The 11,050-nt window shown below is 68.1% G+C and carries 9 protein-coding genes (1 of these 9 cut by a window edge); 4 read left to right on the forward strand and 5 right to left on the reverse strand.

The genetic code is table 11. The features are described from left to right. Positions 1-69: 69 nt before the first annotated feature. The 3 genes from clpP to lon all read left to right on the forward strand — a co-directional run bounded on the left by clpP (position 70) and on the right by lon (position 4,520). Complete coding sequence (clpP, locus tag ABEA67_RS12230) at positions 70-681, forward strand: ATP-dependent Clp protease proteolytic subunit (protein ID WP_345465635.1); 612 nt, start codon at positions 70-72, stop codon at positions 679-681. Continuing rightward, positions 678-1,898, forward strand: coding sequence for an ATP-dependent Clp protease ATP-binding subunit ClpX (gene clpX, locus ABEA67_RS12235; protein ID WP_345465497.1), 1,221 nt, complete (start codon positions 678-680; stop codon positions 1,896-1,898). The genes clpP and clpX overlap by 4 nt, the downstream gene beginning before the upstream one ends. Positions 1,899-2,072: 174 nt before the next feature. Continuing rightward, a complete protein-coding gene (gene lon, locus ABEA67_RS12240; RefSeq protein ID WP_345465499.1) occupies positions 2,073-4,520 on the forward strand; it encodes an endopeptidase La in 2,448 nt (815 codons plus the stop codon). Positions 4,521-4,755: 235 nt separating this feature from the next. Here lon and ABEA67_RS12245 read toward each other — a convergent pair whose 3' ends face one another. From ABEA67_RS12245 to ABEA67_RS12265, 5 genes are all read right to left on the reverse strand, one after another. After that, positions 4,756-6,492, reverse strand: a complete 1,737-nt coding sequence (locus ABEA67_RS12245; RefSeq protein WP_345465501.1) for an NAD-dependent malic enzyme — start codon at positions 6,490-6,492, stop codon at positions 4,756-4,758. A 54-nt stretch (positions 6,493-6,546) separates the two neighbouring features. Continuing rightward, positions 6,547-7,455 (reverse strand): GNAT family N-acetyltransferase, encoded by a 909-nt coding sequence (locus ABEA67_RS12250; RefSeq protein ID WP_345465503.1) that lies wholly within the window; start codon positions 7,453-7,455, stop codon positions 6,547-6,549. Between the two features lie 66 nt (positions 7,456-7,521). After that, a complete protein-coding gene (locus tag ABEA67_RS12255; RefSeq protein WP_345465505.1) occupies positions 7,522-9,270 on the reverse strand; it encodes an NAD-dependent malic enzyme in 1,749 nt (582 codons plus the stop codon). 81 nt (positions 9,271-9,351) lie between these two features. After that, the gene (locus ABEA67_RS12260; RefSeq protein ID WP_345465507.1) at positions 9,352-9,753 is read right to left on the reverse strand and encodes a cupin domain-containing protein; all 402 of its coding nucleotides are present in this window, start codon (positions 9,751-9,753) and stop codon (positions 9,352-9,354) included. Then, positions 9,750-10,178, reverse strand: a complete 429-nt coding sequence (locus tag ABEA67_RS12265) for a thioesterase family protein (protein WP_345465509.1) — start codon at positions 10,176-10,178, stop codon at positions 9,750-9,752. Before ABEA67_RS12265 ends, ABEA67_RS12260 begins: the two co-directional genes overlap by 4 nt. A 161-nt stretch (positions 10,179-10,339) precedes the next feature. Between ABEA67_RS12265 and ABEA67_RS12270 the strand changes: the two genes are divergently transcribed. After that, on the forward strand, positions 10,340-11,050 hold the 5' portion of the coding sequence (locus tag ABEA67_RS12270; protein ID WP_345465511.1) for a YihY/virulence factor BrkB family protein. The gene runs 474 nt beyond the window's last position; only the first 711 of its 1,185 coding nucleotides appear in the window; its start codon is at positions 10,340-10,342; the stop codon falls past the right edge of the window.

Consider the following 11,050-nt stretch of genomic DNA (forward strand, 5'->3'; position numbering starts at 1 on the left):
ATTCCCGCACCCACCGGCCGGCGCGCCAGCGCAGCCTTGCCCACGTTCCCTCCGCTGGCCCGTGCGATAATGCGCCGCATGAGCGTGATCCCGTACGTGATCGAGCAGACCGGTCGGGGCGAGCGGATGTATGACATCTACTCGCGCCTGCTGAAAGACCGGATCATCTTTGTGGGCACGCCCATCGAGTCGCAGATGGCGAACACGATCGTGGCGCAGCTGCTGCTGCTGGACTCCCAGAACCCCGAGCAGGAAATCCAGATGTACATCAACTGCCCCGGCGGCGAGGTGTATGCCGGGCTGGCCATCTACGACACCATGCGCTACATCAAGGCCCCCGTCAGCACCATCTGCGTCGGCATTGCCATGAGCATGGGCAGCGTCCTGCTGATGGCGGGCGACAAGGGCAAGCGGCTGGCGCTGCCCAACAGCCGCATCATGATCCACCAGGGGTCGGCGGGCTTCCGCGGCAACACCCCCGACCTGGAGGTGCAGGCCAAGGAAGTGCTGCACCTGCGCGACAAGCTGGTCGAGATCTACCACCGCCACACCGACCTCCCCCACGAGAAGCTGCTGCGCGACATGGAGCGCGACTACTTCATGTCGCCGCAGGAGGCGATGAAGTACGGCCTGATCGACTCGGTGATCGAGAACACCCGCCAGATCGAGGCCGCCCTGTGACCGGGCGGAGTGGCAACTTCGGCGGCGACCGCTGCTCCTTTTGCGGGCGGCAGCACCCCCAGATCGCGCAGCTGATCGAGGCCCCCGGCCGCGCGGCCTTTATCTGCAACGAATGCACCGACCGCGCCTTCGAACTCGTCAAGCAGAACAAGAAGGCGGGCAGCGAGTTCACGCTCGACGAGCTGCCCAGCCCCAAGGAGATCAAGGCCTACCTCGACGAGTTCGTGATCGGGCAGGACGAGGCCAAAAAGGCGCTGGCCGTTGCGGTGGTCAGCCACTACCAGCGCCTCGCGCACCCCGACGTGAACCTCCAGAAGAGCAACATCTTGCTGATCGGCCCCACCGGCACTGGCAAGACGCTGCTGGCGCAGTCGCTGGCCGAGATGCTGGAGGTGCCCTTTGCGATTGCCGACGCCACCACACTGACAGAAGCCGGGTACGTGGGCGACGACGTGGAGAACGTGATCGTGCGCCTCCTCCAGGCCGCCGAGTACGACGTGTCCGCCGCCGAACGCGGCATCATCTACATCGACGAGATCGACAAGATCGCCCGCAAGTCCGAGGGCACCTCCATCACCCGCGACGTGAGCGGCGAGGGCGTGCAGCAGGCGCTGCTGAAGATCATCGAGGGCACGGTCGCGCAGGTGCCGCCGCAGGGGGGCCGCAAGCACCCGCAGCAGGAACTGGTGCAGGTGAACACGAAAAACATCCTGTTCATCGTGGGCGGGGCCTTCGAGAGCATGGCCGAGATTGCCCGCACCCGCACCAACGTGCGTGCGGTGGGCTTCGGGGCCGAGCACCGCGGCGAGGAGAAGGAAGAACTGCGCTTCCTGCCGGAAGACCTGGTGAAGTTCGGGCTGATCCCGGAGTTCGTGGGCCGCCTGCCGTTGGTCGTGCAGCTTCAGGACCTCGACGAGGATGCGCTGGTGCGGATTCTGACCGAGCCGCAGGGAGCCATCGTCAAGCAGTACCAGGCGCTGTTCGGCTTCCAGGGAGTGGACCTCACCTTCACCGACGCCGCCCTGCGCGAGGTGGCGCACCGCGCCAAGGACCGCAAGACCGGCGCACGCGGCCTGCGGGCCGTGCTGGAAAAGGCCATGACCGACCTGCTGTTCGAGCTGCCCATCGACGGCCTCACCGAACTGCACTTCGACGCCGAGAACATCGACCACCCGCTGGCGCTGATTGAGTCTAAGGGACTCAAGAAGTCTGCCTAAACGCAACATAGATTACAGCACCGACCCGCCCACCTCCCTAGAATCTGGGGACATCGTGGGCGGGGTGTCTTTTCCCACCGGGAGGTCAAGTGAGACCGCCGCAGGTGCCCGGCTCCCCGCGTTAGACTCACCTCTTCCCCGGGCCTTTTCCGGTTCCGGTTTCAAGGAGCAAGCATGATCTGGGAACTTCCCGTAGTCGCCCTCAGAAATATGGTCCTCCTGCCCGGCATCACCATGAACATCGATGTGGGGCGGCCCAAGAGCAAGCGCGCCGTGGACGAGGCGCAGGCCTCCGACCGCCGCGTGCTGCTGCTGACCCAGCGTGACGCCCGCACCGACGACCCCACCCGCGCCGAGCTGTACGACATGGGCGTGCTGGGTGTGGTCAAGCAGGTGGTCCGCATGCCCGACAACACCTATCAGGTACTAGTCGAGGCCCAGGAGCGCGCCAGGGTGCTGGACGAGGTGCCCAGCGCCTACCTGCGCGTGCGCGCCGAGACGCAGGCCGCCGCCGCCCCCGCGACCGAGCTGGAAGGCCGTGAGGTGCAGGTGCTGGCGGGCGAGGTCAAGGCGTCCTTCGAGGAATACCAGCGCCAGAACAAGAACCTGCGCCTGGACAACTACCAGCTTGAGGGCCTGAAGAACCTCACCGACCCCGGCGCACTGGCCGATCAGGTTGCGCACCACGCCACCTGGACCCCCGAGGAGAAGCAGGAAGTCCTCTCGGCCATCTCGCCGCGTGACCGCCTGGAAGCCGTGCTACGGCTGCTGACGCGCGACACCGAGCGCTTCAACATGGACAAGAAGATCGCCGGGCGCGTCAAGGAACAGATGGACGCCAACCAGCGCGAGTACTACCTGCGCGAGCAGATGAAGGCCATCGGCAAGGAGCTGGGCGGCGGCGAGGAAGGCCCCGCCGAGGTCGAGGCCCTGCGCGAGAAGATCGAGGCCGCGGGGATGCCCGAATCGGTCAAGGACAAGGCCCTCAAGGAACTCCAGCGCCTGGAGCGCACGCCCGGCGGCAGCCCCGAGGGCACGGTGGTCCGCAACTACATCGAGTGGCTGATCGATGTGCCGTGGAGCAAGCGCGACGAGGAAATCCTCGACATCGCCCGCACCCGTGACATCCTCGACGCCGACCACTACGCGCTGGGCGACGTGAAGGACCGCATCCTGGAGTTCCTGGCCGTGCGCCAGCTCACCCACAAGGAAGGCGAGACCGAGGAGCAGCGCCGCGAGCGTGCCGCCGAGGAACGCACCGACGACGCCGAGCTGCGCGCGCCGATCCTGGTGCTAGTCGGCCCTCCCGGCGTCGGCAAGACCTCGCTGGGCAAGAGCATCGCCCGCAGCCTCAACCGCAAGTTCGTCCGCATGGCCCTGGGCGGCGTGCGCGACGAGGCCGAGATTCGCGGCCACCGCCGCACCTACATCGGCTCGATGCCCGGCCGCATCATCCAGGCGATGAAGACGGCGGGCGTGACCAACCCGATCATCCTGCTCGACGAGATCGACAAGATGAGCAGCGACTGGCGCGGCGATCCCTCCAGCGCGATGCTGGAAGTGCTTGACCCCGAGCAGAACCACACCTTCCAGGACCACTACCTGGAAGTGCCCTACGACCTCTCGCAGGTGATGTTCATCACCACCGCCAACAGCCTCCAGACCATCCCGCGCCCGCTGCTGGACCGCATGGAAGTCATCAACATCCCCGGCTACACCCAGCAGGAGAAGGTGGAGATCGCCAAGCGCTACCGGGTGCCCCGCCAGATCAAGTCGCACGGCCTGACCGGCAAGCTGGAGATCACCGACGCGGCGCTGAACCGCATCGTGGAGGAGTACACCGCCGAGAGCGGCGTGCGCAACCTCGACCGCCAGATCAGCAAGCTGGCGCGCAAGGCGGCCCGCGAACTGCTCGAACAGCCCTGGGAAGGCCTCAAGGTGATTGACGCCGCCGATGTCCCCGCCTACCTCGGCGTGCCGCTGCACCGGCCCGACAAGATGGAAAAAGAACCCCAGGTCGGCGTGGCGCAGGGCCTGGCCTGGACCAGCGTGGGCGGCACCATGCTGATGGTGGAGGCCCTCGCCACCCCCGGCAGCGGCAAGATCAGCATGACCGGCTCGCTGGGGGACGTGATGAAGGAATCGGTGCAGGCGGCGGTCGCCTACCTGCGCGCCCACGCCCACCAGTACGGCGCGGACCCCGAGTTCCACAAGAAGCTCGACCTGCACGTCCACTTCCCCGACGGCGCGACGCCCAAGGACGGCCCCAGCGCGGGCATCACGATTGCCACCGCCGTCATCAGCGCGGTGACGGGCCGCCCGGTGCGGCTGGACGTGGCGATGACCGGTGAGATCAGCCTGCGTGGCCGCGTGCTGCCCATCGGCGGCGTCAAGGAGAAGCTGCTCGCCGCGCACCAGGGCGGTATCCGGGAAGTGATCATCCCGGCGGACAACGAGCCGAACCTTCAGGACGTGCCCGACAGCATCCGGGGCGAGCTGCGGATTCACACCGTCGAGCGCGTGGGCGAGGTGCTGGATCTGGTGCTGCTGCCCGCCACCGGGGAACAGCCCGCCACGATTCCCCCCACCCAGGGGCGGGACGTGACGCAGCCGGGGGCGTAGGAGCTTCCAGCAGCCAGCAAACAGCTTCCAGCAACAAAAGAGCCTCCGCTTTGGCGGGGGCTTTTCTGTTTGGGCTGGCCGCTGGTCGCTGGCTGCCACTGATACGGATTCCGTCCAATTCCTGAACAGTCGGGAGGGCACCGCCTGTTCATCCATCTCCCGAAATCCGCCCTTGTTCCTTCTCCCTCTGGTCGGATTTCCGGGTGTTTTCAACACCCTTCAATCGGAATCCGTATTACCCCAGGTCCGGCCCCGCCCCCTGTGCCGTGCGGTACGGCAGGTACTTCGGCAGCCAGAAGCGGCGCTCGATAAAGGCGGCGAGGCCGTTATCGTCAAGGCCCTGCACCTTCTCCTCCTGGGCGACGCCTTCCTCCAGGGCCTGGCGGGCCACGCGCAGGGCCACCGCGCGGCTGGCGTCACGCAGGGCGCGGGTGGGGGGGTAGGTGCGCTCCGGGTACTCGCGGGCGGTGAAGTCGGCCAGGGCATAGGCGGCTTCCGCGACCATCCCGTCCGTGATCTCGTGGGCGCGGGTCAGGACGGCGGCGAAGCCCAGACCGGGGAAGATGAAAGCGTTGTTGCCCTGCCCGATGGCGTGCGTCTGGCCGTTCAGCTCCACCGGGGCGAAGGGGCTGCCGGTCGCCACCAGCGCCGCCCCGTCCGTCCAGCGCAGCACGTCCTCCGGCAGTGCCTCGGTGTTGGCGGTGGGGTTGGAGAGGGGAAACACGATGGGGCGAGCCGTGTTGGCCTGCACCGCGCGCACGATGGGTTCGTTGAAGATGCCGCCCTGCCCGCTGAGGCCCAGCAGCACGGTCACCCCGCCCTCCCGCACCACGCTCAGCAGGTCGGTGCCGGACCAGCCCGCCGTGACCGCCTGCGGGGTGGCGAGGGGCTGCTTGTAGTCCTCCAGGTGGCGGTCATCCGTGAGCAGGCCGCGCGAGTCGAGCACGAAGACCCGGCGGGCCAGCTCGTCCTCCGTGAGGCCCTCGCGGCGCATCCCCTCGCGGATGGCGGCGGCCACCCCCGCGCCGCCCGCCCCGGCCCCGTGGATAGCCACGACCTGATCGCGCAGCCGCTCACCCTTCAGGGCACAGGCCCGCAGCACGCCCGCCAGCGTGACCGCGCCCGTGCCCTGAATGTCGTCGTTGAAGGAGGGCACGACCTTGCGGTAACGCTCCAGCACCCGGAAGGCCGTGTCCTTGGAGAAGTCCTCCCACTGGATGATCGCCTTGGGGTAGCGATCCTGCACGGCACGCACAAAGGCGTCGATAAAAGCGTCGTAGGCCTCGCCGGTCAGCCGGGCGTGGCGGGCACCCAGGTAGAGGGGGTCCTCGATCAAATCCTGGCGGCTGGTCCCCACATCCAGCTCGACCGGCAGCGTCTTGTCCGGCCCCACCCCCCCCGCGACGGTGTAGAGGCTCAGCTTGCCGATGCTGATCGCCATGCCGCCGAAGCCCTGGTCGCCAATCCCCAGAATCGCGCTGGAATCGGTCGCCACGATCATCCGCACGTCCTGCTGGTGGACGTTCTCCAGCAGCTCACGCGCCCGATCGACGTGTGCCGTGCTGATGGCAAAGCCGCGTGGATAGCGGTACAGCCGCGAGAACTGCTGCACCGCCTCGCCCACGGTCGGGGTGTAGATGATGGGCAGCATCTCCTCGACGTGGTCTTCGAGCAGCGCGAAGAACAGCACCTCGTTGTAATCCTGGAGGTTGCGCAGGTAGGCGTGCTTTTCCAGCGGTGCGCCCTGCTGGCGGAAGCGCAGGTAGGCCCGCTCCTTCTGCTCCTCCAGCGTGCTGACGCCGGGCGGAAGCAGGCCCTCCAGCCCCAGCAGGCGGCGTTCCTCCTCGGTGAAGGCGGTGCTCTTGTTCAGCAGCGGCAGGTGCAGCAGCGGAAAGCCGGTGACGCGCACCTCCAGAACGCGGTGTCCGGCAGAATCGCGTTGCACGTCGTAGTAACGGGAAATATGGGCCATGGCCCAGCGTAGCCAGCCTTCCCGCGTGGGGCGCGTCACCCCTAGGGGAGCGGGCTAGACGGGCGGGGCGGAGGTGAAGGTGAGCCAGATGCGGCCCGCCTGCCAGGGCAGCGCGGCCAGCAGATGCCGGGCGTTGGGATCGGCGCTGTCGAGTTCGGCGGCCACCTCGCGCACGCCGTCTCTCCCGGCCGCACGCAGGGCCAACCCCGTCAGGGCCAGGGTGAGGGCCGCGCCGTCCGCGGCGTGTTCGGCCGTCACCCCAAACCAGCCCAGGTCGCCGCCCACCGGGTCGTCGGTGGTGCGAACGCTGGACACCCCCGCCAGCTTCCCCGACCGCCGCGCTGCCCAGAGCCAGGCGGGCTGGAGGTCACCCTCCAGAAAGTCCTCCTCTGCCTCCTCCAGCGACGACGCAGCGGGCGGATCGTGGCGGTGCGTGTGGGCGTACACGTCCAGATGCAGGCGGGTGAGGTCGCGGCGTACCTCCGGCCCCGTGAGGGCGGTCATCGGGAGCAGGTCGTAGCCCAGGGCACGCGCGGCTCCAGCCCAGCGGTCCACCACCCCCCCATTCAGCAGGGCGGGGTCGAGGGTCGGCAGGTGCGTTTCCAGGCTCACGCGCAGGCCCCGGCGTTCCAGAAAACGCACGGCTTCGGGCTGAGTGGCATAGGTCGCGGTTTTCAGGCTGCTGCTGATGCCTTGCGTAACTGCCTCCCACAGGGCTGAGCCGACTCCCCGCCGCCGTGTGTCCGGGTGAACGTGGACGCCCACATACAGGTGTGTGGGGTGCAGGGTGCCGCGCCGGGGGGATGCGTACCCGATGGGCTGCCCATCCTCCAGCGCCACCACGCCCGGAACGCGCCCGCCGCCGTGGTAAGCGATGGCCCCCTCGTCCCTGTTCCAGACGGCGTGGAGCAGGGCCTGGATGGGAACAACGTCAGTAGGCGTGGTCGGACGCAGGGTGAACATTCTGGGAGTCTGCCGCAGTCTGACGCCGGGAGCATGGGCCGAATGGCGGGAAGACGTTCCTCCTGTTCAGTCCCGCGCCCCCGCCGCCTTCCTCAGCGGCAGGTACTTGGGCACCCACTGGCGGCCCCGCACGAACGCCTCCAGCTCGTCGTCGGTGAGGTTGCGCACGCGGCGCTCGGCGCACACGCCCTCGCGGATGGCCTGGCGGGCCACGCGCACCGCGACCTTCAGGCTGAGTTCGCGGATGGCACTCACGGGCGGGTAGACGCGGTTCCCGTAAGCCGCCGTCTCGTCCGCAAGGGTCTGCGCGGCTTCCATCACCATGCCGTCGGTGATCTCGCGGGCGCGGCTGATCACGGCCCCGAAGCCCAGGCCGGGGAAGATAAAGGCGTTGTTGCCCTGCCCCACCGCGTGCATCTGCCCCCCATGCTCGATGTCGGGAAAGGGACTGCCGGTGGCGACGATGGCCGCGCCGTCCGTCCAGCGCAGCAGGTCGGCGGGCTGCGCCTCCACGTTGCTGGTGGGGTTGGAGAGGGGAAACACGATGGGACGCGGGGTGTGCGCGAGCATGGCCCCGACCGTGGGCTGGCGGAACAGGCCGGGGACGCCGGTCAGGCCCAGGAGGGCCGTGGCGCGGGCGTTCACGACCGTCTCGTGCAGGGTCGGCCACTCGCCCTCACAGGTCCAGCCCGCCACGTCCTCGGGGCGGCGGGCAAAGGAGAGCTGATGGTCTTCCAGACCGGGCTGCCCATGCATCAGCAGGCCATAGCGGTCCACGACGAACACGCGGGCGTTTGCCTCGGGGTAGCCCAGCCCCTCGCGCATCAGGCCCTGGCGAATCGCCATCGCCACGCCGATGCCGCCCGCCCCCGCGCCCACCACCACGAAGGTCTGGTCGGTCAGCCGCTCCCCCTTCAGGCGGCTCGCGCTGATCAGGCCGGCCAGCGCCATCGCCCCGGTGCCCTGAATATCGTCGTTGAAGCTGGGTACGACCTTGCGGTAGCGCTCCAGCACCCGGAAGGCCGTGCCGCGCGCGAAGTCCTCCCACTGGATGATCGCCTTGGGGTAGCGGGCGACCGTCGCCTCGACGAACTGGTCGAGAAACTCGTCGTATTCCACACCTGTCAGGCGTTTGTGGTGGACGCCCAGATAGAGGGGGTCGTCGATCAGGTCCTGGCGGTCGGTGCCCACGTCCAGCTCGACCGGCAGCGTCTTGTCGGGGCCGACGCCACCCGCCGCGGTGTAGAGGCTCAGCTTGCCGATAGAAATCGCCATGCCGCCGAAGCCCTGGTCCCCAATCCCCAGAATCGCGCTGGAATCGGTCGCCACGATCATCCGCACGTCGTTGAGGGGCACGTTTTCCAGCAGCTCGTCCACCCGGCCCACGTCCTCGGTGCTGACGGCAAAGCCGCGCGGGTAGCGGTAGATGTGCGAGAAGACCCGCACCGCCTCGCCCACGGTCGGGGTGTAGAGGATCGGCAGCATCTCTTCGAGGTGGTCGGTGAACAGCGCGTAGAACAGCACCTCGTTGCGGTCCTGGAGGGCGCGCAGGAACTCGTGCTTGTCGAGGTCGGTGGCCTGCTGGAGGTAGCGCAGGTAGGTGCGGTCCTTCTGTTCCTCCAGGGTGCTGTGGTGCGGCGGCACCAGGCCCTCCAGCCCGAGCGCGCGGCGTTCCTCGCGGGTAAACCCGGTGGACTTGTTCAGCAGGGGAATATGCAGCAGCGAGAAGCCGGTCACGTTCACGTCCAGGTAACGGTGGCCGTTCTCGTCACGCTTCACGTCATAGTAGCGGGAGACGCGGGGAGCTTCAGGCATGACGCGAGGAGTCTAGCCCAGACACGCCGAACATATTCCAGACCATGTACAGGTTTTTTACGCAATGCAAGAAAGTCTGGCTTAGCCACGCTCCGGCAGCGGCAGAAAGGTGATCTCGTCGTCCGGGGGGCAGGTGCCGATGGTGAGGATGGTGGCGGGGGCATCCGAACGGTTGACCAGCAGGTGCGGCGCGTCCGGCGAGGGCGGAAAGCCGATGAAGTCGCCGGGGACGAGGTCCACGAACTCCGCTCCGGTCCACACCGACGGCTGCCCCGCCAGGACGGAGGAGGCTTCCTCCTTCTGGCTGTGGAAGTGCAGGCCCGAAGCGCGGCGGCCCGGCAGCAGGACCTCGTGATGGACCAGCAGCCCCCGCAGACCGAAGGGGCCGGAGAGGGACCGCGCCAGCGACAGCCGCTCCCCGGACGCCGTGACCAGCTCGCGCCCCGGCACATCCGCGATGTTCAGTGGCCGGGGCGGGTTCATGCGTCCTCGGCCTGCCGCGCCTGCCAGCGCCCGCGCAGCCGCTCGAAATTCGCGTCGATCTTGGCCTGGGGCAGCACCATCTGGCCGGTCGTGCCGTGCCCGATCTCGTCGCCCAGTTCGGAGACGGCGCGCAGGGTGCAGAGGATGCGGCGGCCCTCCATCCGCTCGAAGGTGGCGGTCACGGTGACGGTCATGCCGGGCAGGGCGCTGGCGGTGTGCGTGACCTGCACGTCGGTCCCGATGCCGCCCTCACCGTCTTCCAGAAAGGGCAGGATGATCTTGCGCCCCGCCTCCTCGAAGTGCCGGGCCAGCCAGTAGGTGGCGTACACGGGATGCACCGCGCCGAGTTCCGCGAACTGCACGGTCATCTCGTCCGTCACGGTGACGGTCAGGGTCTGGGTGAAACCTGCCGGAATGGGACGCATGGCAAGAGGCTAGCAGGGGGCGGGGGCACCCGGACATTCCAGGCGGCGGCCGCCCCATCCGCCCGCCCTATCTGGTCGTCCCATCCGGCTGCTCCATCCGTAAAGGAATCCCCGTGGGGCGGTGCGCTGGCGCGGCTGCGGCGGCCCCGTAGACTGCCGGCATGAAGTTCTCGGACCTCTGGACCCTGATCCGGGAGGCGGCGCTGGCCTTCGGGCAGGACAAGGCCCCGCGGCTGGCGGCGGCCATCGCCTACTACGCCCTGTTCAGCATCGCGCCGCTGCTGCTGTTCGCGGTCGCCATCGCGGGATTCTTTCTCTCGGACCAGCAGGTCGTGCAGCAACTGGTCGGCCCTGAAAGCACCATCGCGCAGAACGTGGGCCAGGACACCGCCGCCTTCCTGCGCAGTCTGGTGTCCAACCAGGAAGGCATTCAGCGCGGCTCGCTGGTCGCCAGCATCGTCGGCTTCGTGACGCTGTTCATGGGGGCGACCGGCCTTTTCGTGCAGCTTCAGGACGCCCTGAGCAGCATGTGGGGGGCCGATCCGCCGCCGCCGGGGGGCTTTCTGAAAATCGTGCAGACGCGGGTAGTGTCCTTTGGGCTGATCCTGGGCATCGGCCTGATTCTGATCGCCTTCCTGGGTCTGAACACCTACCTCTCGGCCATCGCGCAGCACCTGGGCGACCGGATTGGCGCGGGGGCCTTTTTCGTGCGGGCGGGCACGGCGCTGCTGAGTGTCCTGCTGCTCACCCCCGTGTTCGCCCTGATCTACAAGTTCCTGCCCGCCGTCAAGCTCCAGTGGCGCGAGGTGTGGGTGGGCAGCGCCGTGACCGCCCTGCTGTTCACGCTGGGGCAGCTCGCCATCGGCCTATAC

Source organism: Deinococcus carri (genome assembly GCF_039545055.1).
GTDB classification, from domain to species: Bacteria; Deinococcota; Deinococci; order Deinococcales; family Deinococcaceae; genus Deinococcus; species Deinococcus carri.